Below are 20000 nucleotides of genomic sequence, written 5' to 3' on the forward strand. Positions count from 1 at the left end.
AAGTAGTTCTTGCTTTTAAATAGTACCCCCAAGTTGTAATGTGTTTTTTATTAATCTTAAAATCATAAATTATGACTCACTCAACTAAAAAAAATTTCCTGACGATTTTCATTATTGCTGTTTTTGTTTTGGGCTATGGCTTATACATGTATTTAGGAGTAGATAACATGAAATATGTTCCCATTTTTACAGCATTAATTTTTGCAATTATTCCTGCTATTTTGATTAATAATATTTGGAATAGAAAACCTGTAAAAAAGAATTGACAGTTTAATAAATTATTTTTTTTTACGACCTTAAATTTATATAATATGTCAAAGATTATTTTTCGATTATTATTGTCTTTTATTGTTTTTGTAACTGCTTTTATTGCCATTAGGCAATTAGTGATTCCAGATTCTTTTGGAAAATTGGGTCATTACAGGGCCAACTCACTTGAAGACAATAAAGCTAGAGTTCCATATTATAAGGGGACAGAAAAATGTGCTTCCTGCCATCAAGATATTTATGATTTGCAATTTTCTGATTTACATTCAGAAATTAGCTGTGAATCGTGTCATCCTCCAAAAATTGATGCTTACACAGAATGTAAAGTTATGCCTCCAAAAGTTGAGGGTACTATTGAATTCTGCGCGCAGTGTCATAAGATGAACGCAGGTAGAATAGATAAAGGTGTTCCGCAATTAAATATTGAAGAACATAAAGGAGATCAAAATTGTATAGAATGTCATAATGCACATGCACCATGGGAACTAACGGAATAAATAATAGAAGAAAATTTTTTAAGGCTTCTGCAGCTTTAATTGGTGGAACCATTGCGGTTTCTATTATGAAGCCACTTGGGTTAATGGCTCAAACAGATAGCGATGATAATCCTAAAGACAAGGATAAGTTACCTCTTTGGGGAATGGGAGTTGATATTGAAAAATGCGTGGGATGCGGAAAATGTGCGGAGGCTTGTAAAATTGAAAATAATGTACCCAAGGAGCCCTTTTATTTTAGGACTTGGATTGAACAATACACCGTTAAAAATGATGGTGAGGTTAAAATTGAATCTCCCAATGGTGGTATTGGTGGTTTAAAACAATCAGTACCTGATGAAGATATTTTTAAATCATTTATGGTACCAAAATTATGCAATCACTGTACAAATGCACCTTGTGTTCAGGCCTGTCCTGTCGGAGCCACCTATATTAGTCCTGAAGGTGTTGTTTTGGTAGATGACTCTTATTGTATTGGTTGTAGCTATTGCATTCAGGCCTGCCCGTATGGTGCGCGTTTTATGAATCCGGTTACTAAAGTGGCTGATAAATGTACTTTTTGTTATCACAGAATTTCAGAGGGTTTGCAACCGGCATGTGTTGAAGTGTGTCCAACAGATGCGCGCATATTTGGAGATTTGCATGATAAGAAGAGTGACTTGGTTAAATTTTTACAGGAAAACCCAACCGAAATCTTAAAGCCTCATCTAAATACAAAATCTAGAGTATTTTATAACGGATTAAGTTCAGAAGTCAGATAATTATGGAAGAGCATTTTCAACATTTATACCAAGCCTTATCTCAAGTAGATGGCTACATTTACCCAAATGAAATTGATTTACATTGGGGATTGATGATTGTTCTGTATCCTTATATTACAGGATTAGTAGCAGGAGCTTTTATTTTAGCGTCTCTTGAACGTGTTTTTCATGTCAAGGTGCTAAAACCTACCTATGGATTAGCACTTTTAACTGCCTTAGCTTTTTTACTGGTTGCAACTATGCCGCTGGTTAGTCACTTACAGCATCCTTTTAGATCCTATGAAATTTTTATGACACCTAATTCAACCTCTGCCATGGCTATTTTTGGGTTTGTTTATCTATGGTATTTAATGGCCGTGTTGCTATTAGAGATTTGGTTTGACTATAGACGCGATTTTGTGATTTGGTCTAAAACCAGTAAAGGGTTTAAAAAATTATTCTATCAATTAATAACCTTAGGAATCAATGATACTGATGAAAAATCTGCGAAACTGGATGATCGATTGGGATATTTTATTACCGTTATTGGTATTCCATCTGCCTTTTTATTACACGGTTATGTTGGTTTTATTTTTGGCTCCATAAAGGCTAATCCTTGGTGGTCAACCGTATTAATGCCTATCATATTTCTTTTTTCAGCCATGGTTTCTGGAGTGGCATTGGTTATGCTGATCTATATGGTAGTAAGTTGGGTGAGAAAAGTTGATATTGACATGAAATGTTTGGATACCATAGCCAGGTATTTGCTCTTTATTTTAATTATTGATTTTACATTAGAATCATTAGATCAAATACATAGAATTTATGAAGCTGAAGAGTCCTTTGATATTATTAGTGTTTTAGTAAGTGGTAAATTGAATATTACCTTGCTTGTTATGCAGGTGGGCTTCGGAACCATTTTTCCATTAAGTGTATTAGGACTATTTCAATTTTATAAGCCATCAGAAAGAGTACGGCAATTTTTCTATTTTGTAATAGGAGGGATGGTGTTAGTTGGGATTTTCTTTATGAGATGGAACGTGGTTATTGGCGGACAGTTATTCTCAAAAAGTTTAAGTGGCTTTACATCATTTAAAACTGTTTATTCTGGAATGGAAGGGTCTGTTATGGCAGCTGTTTGGCTAATTTTACCATTGCTCATTTTAAGCTTTTTTTTATGGCTCATGCCTCCTTGGAAAAAAATAGCTTACCATGAATAAGTATAAAAGGCCTATTTCATATGAGTTTATTTAATCGTATGGTTAGTATAATAAACTAAATAAAAAAGCCGAACCATATGGTTCGGCTTTTTTATTTGAAATATAAATTAAATTATTCTTTCAAGGTTCTCATGTAATTTACTATTAACCAACGGTCTTCATCATTTGGTATTTTTTTAGTGTATTCCGGCATATCATCTCTACCAAAAGAAGTTTTATAGAATAATTCACCATCGGTTTGTTTTTGGTATTCTTCAGAAGAGAAATCACCTAAATCACCTTTCAATCCATCCGCTTTTGTACCGTCACCATAACCTTCTTTACCATGACAAGATTTACAATGTTTTTCGTAGAGCGACTTGCCAATTGATATGTCAACTTTTGCGTCTGTTGGGTTTTTCATAGTTTTATACTTTGCAGGAACTACCCATTTGTCTTGCTCTACTTTTGTAAAAGCTAAAAGAGCCAAACTTATTACGCCAATAATCATTACTCGTTTTACTGTTTTCATTTTAATTAATTTTAATGGTTATTTTTTAATTTTTAAATCAAGTTCTTTGCCTTCTTTCCTAATATTCATGAGGTTTATAATACTATATACATAATTGGCCCAAACACCAATTAATAAAATTGACAATACAATATACATCCAGATAGGAGCGGCACTTGACCATAGTTTATGAGATTCAATTTCTATTTTCTTATTAACGCCCCAATTGATGTTTTTTTTCTGCACAACATTGCCAAACTCATCACTATCTAAAATAGAAGCTATAACAACAATATTTCCGTTTTTATCTCCTGAGATATTTTCAGGAAATTTAAATTGAAATTCACCACCTTCTATAGTGCCTTCTTGTATGGGCATGTTTGAAAGATAACCACCAATAGCAACTTTTATAGCTGCGTCTTCAACAGGTATTTTGGTGTTTATACTATCTAATGTAAAGGCATTTATAATAACAGTCTTGACACTATCAATGACTTCTAAATTCAATTCCATTAAAATATCTTTAACAGCAAGTTCACTTTCTTCACCATCTAAGTCATCAGTACCATCAAAAACGGCTTTAAAATTTATATATCCTTCTTCATTAGTTATATACTTTTGATTTCCAGGCATCGTTAATTGAGCGGTACCTTCTTGATCCGTTTTTACAGTTCCTAAAAGAAGGTCACCATCTTCAGTAACGTTATAAAAGTTGATATCGGCATTATAAACTGGCACCCTGTCTTTTCTGTCTTTTTTATGGGTTCCAATAAAACTGGCTTCTAAAACACGGGAATTATCTGGTTGTTTTTTTGTGCTTAATCCAAAACGAATTCGGTAGTTTTCTGCGTCGTTTTCTTGGGCATAACTTTGAAAATTAAATAAGAACCCCATGGCTATTATGATTGCTATATGTTGTGTGATTTTAGTTCTCATAATTTTTTATTTTTTAAGTGATGGATCTTGTTTAGTTTCTAAACCTCTTTCATGTTGCACAATTTCAGACATAGAAATGACCGGTACTAATCTCATTATTAAAAGGAAGAACAATATAAAGGCAGCTATTCCTGCAAAACTTAAAGACCACTCTATCCAAGTTGCGTTATAATGAACAAATTCTAGTCTGGTATCTTGAATAGGGATATAGGGGGTTTCTAAAGTTGGTACAACCACTAAATACCTGTTTAACCATAAACCGCAAACGGCAATTAAAGCGGCAAAAGTTATCGATTTGATAGTTCTGATTTTTTTAATTGACAAAAAGAATAAAGGAACTATAACGCCTATATAATTAGCGAGAATGAATTGCCAGAAATAATGACCAAATAAAGTGTTTAACAGACTGATGTCTGCCGGTTTATGACTAAACCATTTTGCAAAGTAATCACTAAATGTAAAGTACCCAAATAATAAGGATAGTACTAATAATACATAGCCAGCCATTACAAAATGAGAGTGAATGATATATTTTTCTAATTTATAATATTTTCTAATGATATACATGGCTATGATTATAACGCCTACACCTGAGTATAGACCGGAGAAAATAAAATCAGGCGCAAAGATGGTACTGTTCCAACCAGGTTGAAGTGTTAAGCTAAAAATCCATGCAAGTACTGTATAGGCTACTATAGCCATAGCAATTATCATTTTAGACATAATACTGGTTATTTTGTGCAACCTTTCACGTTGTGATTCAGTATCCTGATAATTAATTGCTAAGACCCGATACAATTTTTTTCTCCAGTTAGGAAGCTTTAAATCGGTATTATCTCTTAGAATAGCAAAGTCAGGAATAAAAGTTAAATACAGATACAAAAAACATCCGAAAATATCTGTGATTATGGCAATAATATCCCAGGTAATGGGTGATTGAATTCTTGGATATAGAAACAGATAATATAATCTATCTAATCTTCCAATACATAATAAAATAAAAATAGGACCAACAATTATTGATAAAATGGTTATAATTTCAACAATTCTTGTCACAGAATTTTTCCAAGGAGTTTTAAAAAAATGTAATATTCCCGAAATAAAGGCGCCAGAGTAGCTTAAACCTACAAAAAATATAAAATTTATAATATATACGCCCCATACAACATTATCCCTCATGCCGGTAATTTCATGACCTTGAGTTAACTGTAAATAAAAGGCGTACAGGCCAACTGCTATTATTGCAATCAACGTTAGAATCCAAATATTTGATAGGAAACTGGATTTTACTAACATTGGCGAAAATTCTTTAACTAATTCTCTTTTTCTACTATTTGTATCCATAATGAAGAGTCATTTTAGGTTAAATTTTACCTTGTGCTTTTAAATCTTTAACGTAGGGAACCTTGTTATATCTGTCAATGATATCTTCATCTACATCAAACCCGCGTTCTAAAGGGAATTGTCTGTTCACAGCCGGTAAATAATACACATTAGGTTTAGTTCCTAAATGTTCTAAATAGCGGTAGCCACCACGATTATTAATTAATTCAGAAAAGCTGACCGTTTCTTCGCCGTTAGTGACAATATCTTCATTTTTGTCTCCAAAATAGATAACTCCCATTGGGCAGGATTGTGCACAATGCGGTAATTTACCCTGTCTTAACATATCTGGACAAAAATCGCATTTCATGACCGTTCCTTCTGCCGCTGGGATCTGCGTTTCTGGAGAATAAGGAATCTCTTTATTTTCAAATTTATCTTTATGCCCCCAATTAAAAATACGTGCAGAATAAGGGCAACTGGTAATACAGAATTTACATCCAATACATCGTTGATTATCAATTAAAACAATGCCGTCTTCTCTTTTAAAAGTAGCTCCTGTTGGACATACCGTTACGCAAGGCGGTTCGTCACAGTGAAAACAAGGTTTTGGAAACCAATGAGGTGAAACATTTTCATTGTCTTGAAGCAGTTGAATTTTCATAAATTCCTGATTGTAATCTAATTGATGTGCTTTCTGGCAAGTTTCAACGCATTTTCTTGCATTTTTACATCTGGCTAAATCAATTACCATTACAAATTTCCTGTCAGGAATTCCCTTTCTGGATTCCTCAGGCGTTATGAGTGCCTCTGGATATTTGTTAATATTAGTGGCATCAACTTCAACTATTTTTCCTTCTGGAGTTAATAGTCTTATTTTCTCTCCTGATGGATTTTTTTCTTCTTCAGAAGCAAAATTTGATATTAATGAAGTACCTGCTAGGGCAGTAACACTGGACATTAATCCTAATTTTAAGAATTTCCGTCTGTTAGTACTCCTTTTTTCAGAGTCGTGATTATTCATAATATAAGAAACTAGAGATTTGTACTACTGGAAGGATGCCTAAAATTATAAAGCAACAACAGATATTCCTATGACAAAAGTCATGTGAATTGAAATATTAATACAAAAATTTAATGAGGTAGCTAGTAATATATGTTACACAACAAAAACAACAGTTTTCATCCTTTTTATTAGAGTTAATTGTATTAATTAAAACTTATAGGCATAAAAAAACCGAACATTATGTTCGGTTTTTTTCAATTTTAAATAAAATAATAAGTTATTATTTTAAAGTTCTCATATAGTTTACTATTAACCAACGGTCTTCATCATCTGGTAATTTTTTTGTAAACTCAGGCATATCATCTCTTCCAAAGGTCGTTTTATAAAACAACTCACCGTCCGTTTGTTTTTGGAATTTTGCTGTTGAAAAATCTCCTAAATCACCTTTTAAATCAGCTGCTTTTGGCCCGTCTCCGTAACCTTCTTTTCCATGGCAGGACTTGCAGTGTTTATCATATAATGATTTTCCAATAGCCGCATCTTGTTTAGTCGGTATAGGATTTTTCATGGTTACATATTTAGATGGTACCTTCCAAGCATTTGAGTCAGTATTTGTAGGAGCTTCTGTAACTTTAGGTTCCGTTTTTGTTTCAACTGGGGCATCCATTATGACCTCAGTCTTAGTTTCAGTTTTTGTTACAACTGGAGCCTTAGTTATTACTTCATTTTCCTTTTCTATAATGGGCTTAGTCACTGTTTTAGTTGTGGTTTCAACTTTTACAGGTGCTGAAGTAGTTTTATTGACTTCTGTTACATTTTTATTAGGTGATAATACTTCAGCTTCATTTTTTTCAACATCCTTTTTAAAAGGACTGATCTGAATGCTAGTGTCTGTTTCTTTTAAAACTTTTGGGTTTGTTTTTTCAGGAACCACTATTTCTTGGGGTTGTGTGTCTTTATTTTTACAACTGGAAAGAACAAATATTACCAGCAGTGTTCCAAGTATGAATGTTTTTTTCATTGTACTAAGTTTTATTTATTACAATATAATTATTTTAAGTTCGTAACGGTTATACAATTGCTAATATAACTTACATGATTTATGCTTTATAATGTCATGAATCGAGAATAAAAACTATAAACGTCGTTGTAAGAGGTTATAGCCTGCTATGAGCCAGACGACGGGAAGCGTTTTTTTAATAATAACTGCACTTACAGTCATTATTTGTCTGTTAAAAATAAAGTCTAAAATGAACTTGTCGGCTGCCCACTGTTTAAAGCAAAAAAAACCGAACAAAAGGTTCGGTTTTTTTAAGATTATATCAATTCAATAAGTTATTCTTTTAAAGTTCTCATGTAGTTTACTATTAACCATCTGTCTTCATCATCTGGTAATTTTTTTGCAAACTCAGGCATATCATCTCTTCCAAAGGTAGTTTTATAAAATAACTCACCATCGGTTTGTTTATGGTATTCTGCTGTTGAAAAATCTCCTAAATTACCTTTTAAACCATCTGCTTTTGGTCCGTCTCCGTAACCTTCTTTTCCATGGCAAGATTTGCAATGTTTGTCATATAATGATTTTCCAATTGCTGCGTCTGTTTTTGCAGGAACTGGATTTTTCATTGTTACATATTTTGCAGGTACTACCCATTTGTCTTGCATAATAGTAGTGAAAGAAAAGAAGATAAAAGCAAAGGCTCCTGCTATTGTAAAAATTTTAATTGTTTTCATTGTTCTAATTTTAGTTTATAATTTTTTTATTTTAATTAAATTTAATATTAAATATATAATTATTCCCCAAATTCCTAAAGTAATTAAATTAGGAACTATAAGTAAGAATAAGGGAGTTTTATTTCTTGGAGACCACATAGTTCTTTCATCAAAAGTTGATTCATCAACTACTGGGACTCCTAGAGGTGCGGTAACTTGTGCTTTTACGGTTCCGTAATCATCATTATCCTTAAGAACCACTTCAAAAGTTAACATCCCATCTACACCAGGTATTCCTTCTTCTATAGGTACAATAATGGTGCCAGACTCATCTGTGCTATTAAATTCTGGGCCAATTCTTAAAGGTCTGAATAAGCGTTGCACTTGTACATTTAATATCTGATCACTCAATACACTATCTGTAGCAGTATCTTTCAGAGTTGCTGTAATATAGTTAACACTATCTTTGCTAATTATTTTTGCTTCAATAGTAGCGTCTTTATAGCTTAAACTTTTTGAGGCCCGTTTATAGGCATCATTTCCTTTAAATGAGACTAATATATTATATAAACCTGTTGAATCTGGTTTTATTAGATTCAAGTCATTAACGACAAATGTGCTTTTGCCCTCTGAGTCTGTAATGGCACTTCCTAACTTAACGCTATCATCATTATATTCATTAAAAACAGTTAGTTCAATATTTGCAACATCTATGTTTGATCCATCAACTTTTGAAGAAGCTCTTAAATTAAAAGCTATTTCTTTGTTCATGGTTTTTATATAATCTGCTTTTAACCTGATGGTGTTTTTTTTCGGAGGATCTTGTGAGTAGACATTTTGTACATTAAGACCTAAGAAATAACCACTGATTATTATCAGAAAAACGAAACGTAAGTTTATAGTTATTTTCATGATTTAATGTTTTTAGCAGTTTCTAATTCTTCTTGTTCATCAGCTGTTCTTTGAATAGGAATGACAGGTAAGTACCTAACTAAAATGGTTATAATCAACAAGCACATGGCTAATGTTGCAGCCGTAATTAACCATTCATGGAGGCTTGGAAAATAGTGGCGCCAAGCTTCTGGAACACCTTGTATTGGTAAAAAGGGATGCAATAACGTTGGGGTAACAATAAGGTAACGTTTCCACCAAGAACCTAAAACAACAAGGATACTAACCCAAAATATGGCTAGAGGGCTTCTTCCTTTTTTGAAAAATAAAACGATGATAGGTATCACTAATCCACCAACAATAACAAACCAGAATAAAGGAGCATATTCACCAGTAACCAGTACATTTAAATGGGTGATTTCTTCTTTTTTAGAAGTAAATTCTGGTATTAAATATTCATTGATATTAAAGTATAAGTAAATTAAACAGGTTAATGCTAAAAACTTACCTAATTTATCAAAATGAAAGTCAGTTATATAATTCTCCAAATTATAAGCTCTTCTAATAACGTATACAACGGTAATAAGGGCTCCTATACCTGCAACAGCGGCTCCTGAAATAAAATAGGCCCCCATATTGGTGCTATCCCAACCCACTCTAAATAAAGTTGAAAACAACCAGGCGTCAACGGTTTGTAGCATAAAACCTGCTGGAATAATTAATAGTGAAATTAAATGAATGGATTTTATATGAATGGATTTTTGAGCATCACTTCCTGTCCAATTAAGTGATAACATTCCATACCACTTGCTAAGTTTCGGTTTTGTGTTTTTAAAATGTTTTTTTAGCAGAGCGAAATCAGGTAATAATGGAAAATATAATAATAATAGGGATATGGCCATAAATGTTGGAATGATGATAACATCCCAGATAATTGGCGATTGCATTCTGCCGTGAATAAATAAATACAACAACCGGTCTGGTCTACCCATATCAATCATGATAGTAAGTCCAGCCATAATGATAGCGGCTACAGAAATAATTTCGGCAATTCTAACAATAGGAGTTCTCCAGGCATTCTTTGTAAGCCTTAAAACAGCAACCGTGATGGTACTCACAAAACTAGTAGCTACAAAAAACACAAAGTTTGAGATGTAAACTCCCCATAAAGCATAATCACTCATGTTGGTGACCACCTGACCTTGAATGACTTGATCTATATATGCTATAATTCCAGCAATGCTTACAACTACTAAAAGGGTCGTCCAAATAACGCCTTTTCTGCCAAATTTCTGTGGCGCTAAATCGTTCAATAAAGTATCGTAATTTTTCATGATTTTTCAGGGTTTTCAACAGATTTAAATTCTGTAAAATATTCTAATCCTTCTTCAAAATCGACTAATCTGTTTACAGGAGGCAAATAGTAAACGCTAGGTTTGGTACCTAAGCCTTCCATGAGCCTATAACCGCTTTTATCTCTTAATAATTTGCTTAACCGAACGGTTTCGTCTCCATTAGTAACGGTATCTTCATACTTGTCACCAAAATAGAAAACACCATTTGGACACGCAGTTACACAGTGTGGTAGTTCTCCTTTATCTATAGAATGCGGACAGAAATCACACTTATCTACGGTACCTTTTACACTAGGTAAACCTGCAAATTCTGGTGAAGAGTGACAAGCTCCTTCCATTTCCATTTCCATTTCCATGTTCCCTTGATTGGGTTCACTCCAATTGAAAACACGTGTTGAATATGGGCACGCCGCCATACAAAAACGACAACCAATACAACGTTCATTATCAATTAACACCAATCCGTCTCTGCGTTTAAAAGTAGCGTCAACCGGGCAAACGGTCACACAGGCAGGATGATCACAATGCATACAGGTAGTTGGCATCCAGTAAGGTGCCGTATCTTCATCTTCCTGCATTTGATATACCTTAAGCCAAGCATGCTCACCTGTTATATAGTGATGCTTGTTACAAGCAGTCTGACATTTTAAAGCATTTTTGCATTTGGCTAAATCTATAACCATTACAAATTTTCTGTTAGGCATGCCTTCCCTAACATTGTATTTTTTATCAGTATCACAAGTCTCAACAACTTCAACAACTTCTGATGCATCCACTTGGATCAAAGTGCCATCTGTAGTCATTAATTCTACAAATTCACCGGTATTGGTGTTTGACTTTGCATTTAATTTGGAAATTTTTGAAATGGCCATCCCGCCAATGGCGGTGGCAAGGCCCAATTTGAGTCCTTTATCAAGAAATTTACGTCTTGAATTTTTGTTGTTATCTTCCATATTTATTGGTGGTTAACAGGAATTATAATTTTTTATTTAGCCATGAAAGAAACGATGCGTTTGATACGTTTTTCTTAATAACTTTTGAGTTTTTTATGGCACTTGCCTTAACTTTAACGGTGGTACCGTCTGGCTTTAATAAGATTTTATACTCCTCATCTTCTGCTGTTGTAGTATCAATAGCATCTTCTGTTTTACCAAATCCTAGGAAGGGAATAAGTAATCCGCTTCCTAGTAATGGTAATATGCTTCTTCTTGATATTTTTTCCTCTTTTCTAGATGGTTGGTCTTTCATGTTATTTTGTTATTTAAATTAGAAACTATATCGTCTTGTAATGTTAAATCCAATTAAAATGCCTCCTTTACTAAAGAAATCATTGGCATCGTTCATGTTGTTATATTGTGGTAATATGCCATTGTAATTAGCGATAAATACTTGGAAAGCATGTCCAGAAGTTGAAAATTCTGCACCTAAACTAATTCCAGGATCATTATTACTATTATCATTAAGTTTTGTTATAGGTTGACTATAATCAAGAATTAAAGAGGTATTAGGACTTATTTTATAACGTCCGCCAAAAGCAACGGCAAAACGGTCATTTTCATTTCCAAAATCAGCAGCATTGTAGTGTGTCATACTTGGTGCTATTTGGAATGAGAAATCTGGACTAAAGCGTTTAGCAAAAATCAATTGATGGAAATAAGAGTATCTGTCTTGCTTTGTTAAGAATCCAGCATTATCTCCATTCTTTCCTGAGCGGCCATCAATGGCTGCATTTCCATAATAAGTGATACTTAAAGGGATGCTTCCAGAGCGGGTTTGGTTTAATAATCCAACTTTTAAGCTAAAGTCGCTAGTGATATTCTTTTTAGTGATGCCATAACCTACAGTAAGCCAGTCTAAAATAGAATAAGTAGCTCCTATTCTTATATTGGAAGCACCGTAAATACCAAGTAAAGTATTTTCGCCGTCAATAGCACCAAACCGGTGTTGCATCATGACTTCTAAGGTGTTTTTGTTAAATAACACATTGGTTTGGTTGTCTATAAGACTTGAACTTTCAAACGCAGGACGTTCTGGTTTTTCTACAACTGAATCCTTTACTTTTTCTTGTGAAAAAGTAAACAAAGGAGCCATTAAGAATATAAACAGTAATATTTTATAATTTTTCATTTCTAACGTCTTTATTATTAGTTATTTTCTGCGCCATCATTTATCCACTTTTCAATCAAAGCCAGTGAAGTAGCGTCTACACTTCTGTGACCTCCAGCTAACTTTGTATACAGGCTGCTGCCAGCACTGTTTCCAGCGCTAACATAGGCTGGTACTAGGTTGCTGTATTCACCGCCAGCAGTTAAATCTGGGTTTTGTCCAGAGGCATTATGGCATTGTGTGCAGTTGTAGTTTACAAATATTGGTGTAATGTCATCTGCAAATGAAACCACTGTACCTTCCGGAATATCTACTGGAATGTCTTCAGGGAATTCATCATAATAACATGAAAAAAACAACAAAGTTATACTGCTAACGAGAACTATTTTTAATAGTTTTTTCATTTCATTTTATTTTAATTTTGAACTTTTAACTTAAATTTCTTTACGAAATTTTGTTAGCTATTTTAAAATTTAGCATCGTACATTTTATAATAGCTCAGGAGCTAAACTCCTGAGCTATTTAAAATATCTAGCTATTATTGTTGTAAGTATTCAATTGAATTTTTAAGTAAGGCGTCAGTATATTTAGGATTATGTATACCATTACTTTGATCTTCTTCTAATGTTTTATAATTCCAAATGGCTTGGGCATCTTTTACAGGAACAACAAGTGGATTGCTACTACTAGCAACAACACTACCTGATGAAGTAATATAACCTTTAGCGACTAACAAATCATGTAAAATTGGGAAATTGGTAGCAAAAGAACTTGTTGCTTCAGGAATTGAAGTCATAGAAGTATGACAAGTTACACAAGCGTCTAAACTAGGCACCCATGTGTGTCCTCCTTCAGTAGCTACTGTAGATTCACCCATATGACAAGCTGTACAAGAAGTGCCTTTTCTATGACCATTATCTCCATTAGCTCCAGCGCCTGGATAGGCAGTAGAACCAACTATATTGGCGCCCATAATACCTTCAAACATTGTTGATTGTGGACCATGGTGAGGGCCAAATCTTGAACTAGTAATAGTTACATCAGCCGTTCCAGCAGGAACCGGATAACTAGGTCTAGGTTGGTGACAAGTCACACAAGCATTACTTAAACCTAAGGCATCAGTAGCGTTGGCTAAGTCAACAGTTACTGTAGGGTCAATAACTAATTTTACAGGATCAATGTTTCTTAAGGCATAATCATTACCATCATTTGTAAAATCAAAGGATCTGTGGGAGTCATGACAACCAGTACAATTAATTGGGTTTGAAACCAAATACCCGTCAGGGTTTGGCATTGGAATAGGGTCTCCATTGACGTCTAGAATTAAATCACCAAAATCAGGACTTAAAGGGTCTGTGATTGTTTGATAAAAATTACCAGATAAATAATCTATGTAACCTTCATTGTTGTGACACTGTGCGCAACTTGAACCGGTTCCTCTTCCCCAAGAGCTACCTGTAGCATGTCCTGACGTGGCATAAGCATTGATGATTGGGTCACGATGTGTTGAAGCGTGACACTGAATACAAAGGGCGGCATCGGCGTCTGAGCCGTTGATGCCATCAACGCCGTTAATGCCGTCTTTTCCATCTATTCCCGCAATGGGAGTATATTCACTCGTACATTGGAAAAACATAAAACTTGATACAACCATGACCAAGTTTAGTATTAATTTGAAATTTTTCATAATAACTGTATTTGATATTTTATTTAAAATCTTGGTGTAAAATTATGTAACAAGTGTTACACTAAATATGATTTTTGTCATATATCAAAATATTTTAAAAATTCTTGAAAATATTATTATGATTAAGTTTTTTGTTTATAAGTGCTGATAAATTAACATTTTAAAAAAAGTATTTATTAGTATTTTTATCCTTCTTATTTATATTCAAAAAAATATTTATGTACTTAATCTTTGATACTGAAACCACTGGGTTGCCAAAGCGATGGGATGCGCCTATTAGTGATACTGATAACTGGCCTAGATGCATACAAATTGCTTGGCAGTTGCATGATGCTTTTGGGAATTGTATTGAGCATCAAGATTATTTGATAAAACCAGAAGGATTTAATATTCCTTTTGATGCTGAAAAAATTCATGGTATTTCTACAGAATTAGCACATCAAAAAGGGATTTCTTTGGTTGAAGCCCTGCAAAAATTTAATGAAGCCTTAAATAAAACAAAGTTTGTAGTGGGTCAAAATGTGAAATTTGACTTGAATATTATGGGTGCTGAGTTTATTAGAGAAGGCATAAGTAATGTTTTACAGGAACTACCTGTTTTAGATACCTGTACCGAGCATACAGCAGCTTTATGCCAATTACCCGGCGGAAGATATGGAAAGTTCAAACTGCCAACACTTTCTGAATTACATGAGTTTTTATTTAATGAGCGTTTTATAGAAGCTCATAATGCCACCGCTGATGTGGAAGCGACTACGCGCTGCTTTTTTGAATTGATTCGATTGGCGGAATTCACCAAAGAACAATTAGATGTTTCTCAGGATTATTTCAGAGAATTTAATGTTGCCAACCCAAAAGAAATTCAGCTTTTAGGTGTAAAGCATATCAACTTAAAAAATGAAAGTGCCAAGATACGTGAGCAAATAAAAAAGGCTGATACGACTACTATTTCTTCCGAAGAGATTATAGAAAATATTGCTGAACTGGCAGATGTTGATTTTGTGCATTTACATAACCACTCGCAGTTTTCCATTTTACAGTCCACGATCAGTATTAAAAAATTAGTGGCTTCAGCTGCCAAGTATAACATGCCTGCTGTGGCATTGACCGATCACGGTAATATGATGGGTGCGTTTCATTTTGTAAAGGAAGTGACGCTGCACAATAAAAATGTGAAGGCAAAAAATGAGGAAGCTCTCGCTAAAGGAGAATTACCTACTGCAAAAGAAATCAAACCCATTTTGGGATGTGAGTTTTTTGTTTGTGAGAATCATTTAGATAAAACCAGAAAGGATAATGGCTACCAGATTGTCCTTCTTGCAAAAAATAAAAAGGGCTACCATAATCTGGCTAAACTATCATCAATTGCCTATATAGATGGATTTTATTATGTTCCCAGAATTGACCGAGAATTAATTCAACAATATAAAGAAGATTTAATTGTGCTCACGGGTAATTTATATGGTGAAGTACCAAGTAAAGTATTAAATATTGGAGAAAATCAGGCAGAAGAAGCCTTGTTGTGGTGGAAAGAACAATTTCAAGAAGATCTGTATGTTGAAATTATGCGCCATAACCAGGAAGATGAAAAGCGTGTCAATCCAACTTTAGTCAAGCTGGCAGAAAAGCATAATATTAAAATTGTAGCTTCTAATAACACTTATTATGCAGAACAGATAGATGCCAATGCCCATGATATTTTATTATGTGTAAAAGATGGTGAAAAACAAGCGACGCCTATAGGTAGAGGAAGAGGTTATCGGTATGGTATGCCCAATAAGGAATACTATTTCAAGTCATCAGATGCTATGAAAAGCTTGTTTAAAGACTTGCCTCAAGCTATTTCAAACATTCAGGAAGTTGTAGACAAAATAGAAGACTATCAATTATCGCGCGAAGTCTTACTGCCAAAATTTGAAATACCAGAGACTTTTGATAATGAAGATGACTATTTGCGTCACATAACCTATCTGGGTGCAGAAAAGCGATATAAGGACCTTACTCCAGAAATTAGGGAGCGTATTGATTTTGAACTGGAAGTTATTAAAAATACGGGGTATCCGGGCTATTTCTTAATTGTTGAAGATTTTATCAGAGAAGCAAGAAACATGGATGTGTCCGTTGGGCCGGGTCGTGGTTCTGCAGCAGGTTCTGTGGTGGCTTACTGTCTTTGGATAACCAATATTGATCCGTTAAAGTATGATTTGCTTTTTGAGCGTTTTTTAAATCCAGACCGTATCAGTATGCCCGATATTGATATTGATTTTGATGATGAAGGCCGTGGGCGTGTGATGGATTATGTGATCAATAAATACGGTAGCAATCAGGTGGCTCAAATTATCACTTATGGTACCATGGCCGCAAAGTCTTCTATTCGTGATACCGCAAGGGTTTTAGATTTGCCTTTGTTTGATGCAGACAGAATTGCCAAGCTGATTCCAACCATGTCTAAACTCCACAAAATATTTGGGCTCAGTGACAAGGAATTGAACAGTACGTTTAGGGCAGAAGATCTAGAAAAGGTCAATCAGCTTTTAAATATATCTGAAGGCGATGATTTAGAGTCAGAAACGGTCAACTTAGCTCGAACTTTAGAGGGTTCTTTAAGAAATACAGGTATTCACGCCTGCGGTGTCATCATTACACCAAGTGATATTACAGACTTTGTGCCGGTGGCGACGGCGAAAGATTCCGATCTTTATGTTACGCAGTTTGATAACTCGGTGGTTGAAGAAGCCGGGTTGTTAAAGATGGATTTCTTGGGCTTAAAAACATTAACCTTAATTAAAGATACCGTAAAAATTGTAAAAGCGAAACACGGTATTTTACTGGATCCGGATAATTTTCCATTAGATGATGAAAAGACCTATGAGCTTTTTCAAAAGGGAGAAACGGTCGGGGTTTTTCAGTACGAATCCCCGGGAATGCAAAAACATTTAAAAGATTTAAAACCAACGGTTTTTGATGATTTGATCGCTATGAATGCGCTATATCGTCCGGGACCCATGGAATATATCCCCAGTTTTGTTAAGCGTAAACACGGTGAAGAGACTATTGATTATGATCTTCCTGCCATGGAAGAATATTTAAAAGAAACCTACGGTATTACGGTATATCAGGAGCAAGTGATGTTGCTTTCTCAAAAACTGGCCGATTTCACTAAAGGTGAGGCCGATGTTTTAAGAAAGGCCATGGGAAAAAAGCAAATTGCCGTTCTTGATAAAATGAAACCAAAATTTATTGAGCAGGCAGGCGCTAAAGGACACGATAAGGTTAAATTAGAAAAAATATGGAAAGATTGGGAAGCCTTTGCCAGTTATGCCTTTAATAAATCGCATTCCACTTGTTACGCCTGGATAGCCTATCAAACCGCTTATTTAAAAGCCCATTATCCGGCAGAATATATGGCAGCCGTGCTTTCTAACAACATGAATGACATTAAGCAAGTTACTTTCTTTATGGAAGAATGTAAACGCATGAAATTAAATGTTCTTGGGCCAGATGTTAATGAATCATATTACAAATTTTCAGTAAATAAAGCGAACGCCGTGAGGTTTGGAATGGGTGCTGTAAAGGGCGTTGGTCATGGTGCTGTAAAAACCATTGTTGAAAACAGAAAGGAAAACGGACATTACAAGTCCATTTTTGATTTAACAAAACGAATCGATTTGCGTGCCGCTAATAAAAAAGCATTTGAAAATCTGGCGCTAGCTGGTGGTTTTGATTGTTTTACTGAAACGCATCGGGCACAATATTTTCAAGATGAAGGTGATGGCATTACTTTTTTAGAAAAAGCTATCAGGTATGGAAGTAAACATCAGGAAAATGAAAATTCAGCGCAAGTAAGTCTGTTTGGTGATGCCAGTGACATTCAAATTGCAGAACCATTAGTGCCGCCATGTGAGTCCTGGGGAACTATGGAGAAACTGGCAAGAGAGAAAGAGGTAGTTGGGATTTATATTTCGGGGCATCCCTTAGATGATTTTAAAACTGAAATGAATACCTTTTGTAATGCCAGTTTAGCCTTGTTTAGAGATTTGGAGTCTTGCGTTAATAAGGAACTTGCTTTTGGAGGCGTGGTGACTGAGGTTCAACACCGCGTTACCAAGCAAGGGAAAGGATGGGCCATCTTTTCAGTGGAAGATTATACCGATAGTTTTGAGTTTCGCATTTTTGGTGAAGAATATCTTAAATTCAGACATTTTTTATTGAAAAACAGTTTTGTTTACGTTAAAGTATATGTAAAGGAAGGATGGATCAATAAGGAAACTCAAAAAAAGGGAGACGCTCGTTTACAATTTAATAGCTTTCAATTGTTACATGATGTGATGGAGAACTATGCTAAAAAGTTATCCATACAATTAAACATTAAAGATATTCAAGCAGAAAAAATCAACAATTTAAAAGATTTGATTAGAATGCACCCGGGAAATCAAATCCTGAATTTTGTGATTTATGATCATGAAGAAAGTATAAAACTTAATATGCCAAGCAGGAAGAAAAAGGTGAAAATATCACAAGAGTTGTTGCAGGAATTAGAAAATCAAGAGGTTTACTATAAATTGAATTAATATTTTAATAAGTCCAATAAGACGATCACTTAATCTAAAAGAATAAAAAACAAAGAACTATTGAGCTAAACAATAAGATTATAAGTAAAACAAATAGCTGGCTTGTAAGCTTTAGAGATATTTTTGACTAATTTTGTATTAAATGAAAGTAAAAAACAATTAAATTAAATATTATGGCATTAGAAATAACAGATGCATCATTTGAAGAAACTGTTTTAAAAAGTGACAAACCTGTTTTGGTTGACTTTTGGGCAGCATGGTGCGGACCTTGTAGAATGGTTGGACCAATTATTGAAGAAATAAGTAAAGAATACGAAGGTAAAGCAGTGGTTGGTAAAGTAGATGTTGATGCAAATCAAGAGTATGCTGCTAAATATGGTGTGCGAAACATACCAACGGTATTAGTTTTCCAAAATGGAGAAGTAGTAGGGCGTCAAGTTGGTGTAGCCCCTAAAAATGCGTATACAGAAGCGATAGACTCTCTTTTATAAAATAAATTGAAAAAGAATATGATAAAGGTTTGCTGTTATGGCAAACCTTTTTTTTATTTTAGACGATACGAAAATTAATAAATTTTTAAAATTATCTTTATTTAAGAATTTTAAAAAAACAATAAAACTTTAACGACCGAAAAGGTAAAATCATGAGTGAGAAATCAAAAATTCAAGATGCTATAGACAGAAAATTAATCGAAGAAAGAAAAGTGTTTCTTTGGGGTCAGGTTGATGATAAATCTGCAAAACACGTTATAGATCGATTGATGTATTTAGATGCATTGGAAACAAAAGATATTCATTTATTTATTAATAGTCCGGGTGGTTATGTAACTTCCGGTTTTTCTATTTATGATTGTATGAAGTCATTAAAAAGTGATGTGTCAACAATCTGTACAGGCTATGCTGCCTCTATGGGTTCCATAATATTATCTGCAGGAAAAAAAGGCAAACGTTTTATTCAGCCCCATGCCAGAGTCATGATTCATCAGCCTAGTGGTGGTGCTCAGGGTCCAGCAAGTGATATTGAGATTACTGCTAAAGAAATTATAAAAACAAAAGAATTGAGCGCAAAGCTTTTGGCTGAAAATTGTGGGCAAACCATAGAAAAAGTAATGAAAGACTTTAACCGTGATCATTGGATGGGAGCAGAAGAATCTGTAGCCTATGGTATTGTTGATAAAATTATTGAATAAGTTTGAAGTAAT

20 protein-coding genes are annotated in these 20000 nt (G+C 34.2%); 7 read left to right on the plus strand and 13 right to left on the minus strand.

Going from position 1 to position 20000, the window contains the following annotated elements:
* Positions 1–71: 71 nt before the first annotated feature.
* The 4 genes from V8G56_RS03160 to nrfD (V8G56_RS03175) are packed head-to-tail and all read left to right on the plus strand — an operon-like array spanning position 72 to position 2721.
* Positions 72–266 (plus strand): hypothetical protein, encoded by a 195-nt coding sequence (locus V8G56_RS03160; RefSeq protein WP_395437006.1) that lies wholly within the window; start codon positions 72–74, stop codon positions 264–266.
* 45 nt (positions 267–311) lie between these two features.
* Entirely contained in the window at positions 312–764 is a 453-nt protein-coding gene (locus V8G56_RS03165) for a hypothetical protein (RefSeq protein WP_395437007.1), read from the plus strand.
* Positions 746–1522: a 4Fe-4S dicluster domain-containing protein gene (locus V8G56_RS03170; protein WP_395437008.1), complete on the plus strand. Its 777-nt coding sequence runs from the start codon at positions 746–748 to the stop codon at positions 1520–1522. Before V8G56_RS03165 ends, V8G56_RS03170 begins: the two co-directional genes overlap by 19 nt.
* A 2-nt stretch (positions 1523–1524) precedes the next feature.
* Positions 1525–2721 (plus strand): NrfD/PsrC family molybdoenzyme membrane anchor subunit, encoded by a 1197-nt coding sequence (gene nrfD / locus V8G56_RS03175; RefSeq protein ID WP_395437009.1) that lies wholly within the window; start codon positions 1525–1527, stop codon positions 2719–2721.
* Between the two features lie 112 nt (positions 2722–2833).
* Here nrfD (V8G56_RS03175) and V8G56_RS03180 read toward each other — a convergent pair whose 3' ends face one another.
* The 13 genes from V8G56_RS03180 to V8G56_RS03240 form a co-directional block, all read right to left on the minus strand.
* Positions 2834–3232 carry a c-type cytochrome gene (locus V8G56_RS03180; RefSeq protein ID WP_395437010.1) on the minus strand — a complete coding sequence of 133 codons (399 nt, stop codon included), beginning with the start codon at positions 3230–3232 and terminating at the stop codon, positions 2834–2836.
* Between the two features lie 18 nt (positions 3233–3250).
* Entirely contained in the window at positions 3251–4147 is an 897-nt protein-coding gene (locus V8G56_RS03185; RefSeq protein WP_395437011.1) for a hypothetical protein, read from the minus strand.
* Positions 4148–4153: 6 nt separating this feature from the next.
* Positions 4154–5491: an NrfD/PsrC family molybdoenzyme membrane anchor subunit gene (gene nrfD / locus V8G56_RS03190; protein WP_395437012.1), complete on the minus strand. Its 1338-nt coding sequence runs from the start codon at positions 5489–5491 to the stop codon at positions 4154–4156.
* 19 nt (positions 5492–5510) lie between these two features.
* A complete protein-coding gene (locus V8G56_RS03195) occupies positions 5511–6494 on the minus strand; it encodes a 4Fe-4S dicluster domain-containing protein (RefSeq protein WP_395437013.1) in 984 nt (327 codons plus the stop codon).
* A 262-nt stretch (positions 6495–6756) separates the two neighbouring features.
* Positions 6757–7497, minus strand: a complete 741-nt coding sequence (locus tag V8G56_RS03200) for a c-type cytochrome (RefSeq protein WP_395437014.1) — start codon at positions 7495–7497, stop codon at positions 6757–6759.
* Positions 7498–7811: 314 nt separating this feature from the next.
* Positions 7812–8210, minus strand: a complete 399-nt coding sequence (locus V8G56_RS03205) for a c-type cytochrome (RefSeq protein ID WP_395437015.1) — start codon at positions 8208–8210, stop codon at positions 7812–7814.
* Positions 8211–8225: 15 nt separating this feature from the next.
* Positions 8226–9101 carry a hypothetical protein gene (locus V8G56_RS03210; RefSeq protein ID WP_395437016.1) on the minus strand — a complete coding sequence of 292 codons (876 nt, stop codon included), beginning with the start codon at positions 9099–9101 and terminating at the stop codon, positions 8226–8228.
* Positions 9098–10414, minus strand: coding sequence for an NrfD/PsrC family molybdoenzyme membrane anchor subunit (nrfD, locus tag V8G56_RS03215; RefSeq protein WP_395437017.1), 1317 nt, complete (start codon positions 10412–10414; stop codon positions 9098–9100). Before nrfD (V8G56_RS03215) ends, V8G56_RS03210 begins: the two co-directional genes overlap by 4 nt.
* On the minus strand, positions 10411–11388 hold the full coding sequence (locus V8G56_RS03220) for a 4Fe-4S dicluster domain-containing protein (protein WP_395437018.1): 978 nt from the start codon (positions 11386–11388) through the stop codon (positions 10411–10413). The genes nrfD (V8G56_RS03215) and V8G56_RS03220 overlap by 4 nt, the downstream gene beginning before the upstream one ends.
* A 22-nt stretch (positions 11389–11410) precedes the next feature.
* Entirely contained in the window at positions 11411–11683 is a 273-nt protein-coding gene (locus V8G56_RS03225; RefSeq protein WP_395437019.1) for a hypothetical protein, read from the minus strand.
* A gap of 18 nt (positions 11684–11701) precedes the next feature.
* Complete coding sequence (locus V8G56_RS03230) at positions 11702–12562, minus strand: DUF5777 family beta-barrel protein (protein WP_395437020.1); 861 nt, start codon at positions 12560–12562, stop codon at positions 11702–11704.
* Between the two features lie 17 nt (positions 12563–12579).
* Positions 12580–12945, minus strand: coding sequence for a hypothetical protein (locus tag V8G56_RS03235; protein WP_395437021.1), 366 nt, complete (start codon positions 12943–12945; stop codon positions 12580–12582).
* 134 nt (positions 12946–13079) lie between these two features.
* Positions 13080–14228, minus strand: a complete 1149-nt coding sequence (locus V8G56_RS03240) for a hypothetical protein (RefSeq protein WP_395437022.1) — start codon at positions 14226–14228, stop codon at positions 13080–13082.
* A gap of 218 nt (positions 14229–14446) precedes the next feature.
* Between V8G56_RS03240 and dnaE the strand changes: the two genes are divergently transcribed.
* The 3 genes from dnaE (at position 14447) to V8G56_RS03255 (ending at position 19988) form a co-directional block, all read left to right on the plus strand.
* Complete coding sequence (gene dnaE, locus V8G56_RS03245) at positions 14447–18799, plus strand: DNA polymerase III subunit alpha (RefSeq protein WP_395437023.1); 4353 nt, start codon at positions 14447–14449, stop codon at positions 18797–18799.
* Positions 18800–18972: 173 nt separating this feature from the next.
* Positions 18973–19290 (plus strand): thioredoxin, encoded by a 318-nt coding sequence (gene trxA, locus V8G56_RS03250; protein WP_395437024.1) that lies wholly within the window; start codon positions 18973–18975, stop codon positions 19288–19290.
* A gap of 152 nt (positions 19291–19442) precedes the next feature.
* A complete protein-coding gene (locus V8G56_RS03255; protein WP_395437025.1) occupies positions 19443–19988 on the plus strand; it encodes a ClpP family protease in 546 nt (181 codons plus the stop codon).
* The last annotated feature ends 12 nt before the right edge of the window (positions 19989–20000 follow it).

The organism is Gaetbulibacter aquiaggeris (assembly GCF_044003965.1).
GTDB classification, from domain to species: domain Bacteria; phylum Bacteroidota; class Bacteroidia; order Flavobacteriales; family Flavobacteriaceae; genus Yeosuana; species Yeosuana aquiaggeris.

Bases quoted from the DNA above. Each gene is read 5' to 3' on its own strand.
- V8G56_RS03160 (WP_395437006.1), top strand. From the start codon at position 72: ATGACTCACTCAACTAAAAAAAATTTCCTGACGATTTTCATTATTGCT.
- V8G56_RS03165 (WP_395437007.1), top strand. From the start codon at position 312: ATGTCAAAGATTATTTTTCGATTATTATTGTCTTTTATTGTTTTTGTA.
- V8G56_RS03170 (WP_395437008.1), top strand. From the start codon at position 746: ATGGGAACTAACGGAATAAATAATAGAAGAAAATTTTTTAAGGCTTCT.
- nrfD (WP_395437009.1), top strand. From the start codon at position 1,525: ATGGAAGAGCATTTTCAACATTTATACCAAGCCTTATCTCAAGTAGAT.
- V8G56_RS03180 (WP_395437010.1), bottom strand. From the start codon at position 3,232: ATGAAAACAGTAAAACGAGTAATGATTATTGGCGTAATAAGTTTGGCT.
- V8G56_RS03185 (WP_395437011.1), bottom strand. From the start codon at position 4,147: ATGAGAACTAAAATCACACAACATATAGCAATCATAATAGCCATGGGG.
- nrfD (WP_395437012.1), bottom strand. From the start codon at position 5,491: ATGGATACAAATAGTAGAAAAAGAGAATTAGTTAAAGAATTTTCGCCA.
- V8G56_RS03195 (WP_395437013.1), bottom strand. From the start codon at position 6,494: ATGAATAATCACGACTCTGAAAAAAGGAGTACTAACAGACGGAAATTC.
- V8G56_RS03200 (WP_395437014.1), bottom strand. From the start codon at position 7,497: ATGAAAAAAACATTCATACTTGGAACACTGCTGGTAATATTTGTTCTT.
- V8G56_RS03205 (WP_395437015.1), bottom strand. From the start codon at position 8,210: ATGAAAACAATTAAAATTTTTACAATAGCAGGAGCCTTTGCTTTTATC.
- V8G56_RS03210 (WP_395437016.1), bottom strand. From the start codon at position 9,101: ATGAAAATAACTATAAACTTACGTTTCGTTTTTCTGATAATAATCAGT.
- nrfD (WP_395437017.1), bottom strand. From the start codon at position 10,414: ATGAAAAATTACGATACTTTATTGAACGATTTAGCGCCACAGAAATTT.
- V8G56_RS03220 (WP_395437018.1), bottom strand. From the start codon at position 11,388: ATGGAAGATAACAACAAAAATTCAAGACGTAAATTTCTTGATAAAGGA.
- V8G56_RS03225 (WP_395437019.1), bottom strand. From the start codon at position 11,683: ATGAAAGACCAACCATCTAGAAAAGAGGAAAAAATATCAAGAAGAAGC.
- V8G56_RS03230 (WP_395437020.1), bottom strand. From the start codon at position 12,562: ATGAAAAATTATAAAATATTACTGTTTATATTCTTAATGGCTCCTTTG.
- V8G56_RS03235 (WP_395437021.1), bottom strand. From the start codon at position 12,945: ATGAAAAAACTATTAAAAATAGTTCTCGTTAGCAGTATAACTTTGTTG.
- V8G56_RS03240 (WP_395437022.1), bottom strand. From the start codon at position 14,228: ATGAAAAATTTCAAATTAATACTAAACTTGGTCATGGTTGTATCAAGT.
- dnaE (WP_395437023.1), top strand. From the start codon at position 14,447: ATGTACTTAATCTTTGATACTGAAACCACTGGGTTGCCAAAGCGATGG.
- trxA (WP_395437024.1), top strand. From the start codon at position 18,973: ATGGCATTAGAAATAACAGATGCATCATTTGAAGAAACTGTTTTAAAA.
- V8G56_RS03255 (WP_395437025.1), top strand. From the start codon at position 19,443: ATGAGTGAGAAATCAAAAATTCAAGATGCTATAGACAGAAAATTAATC.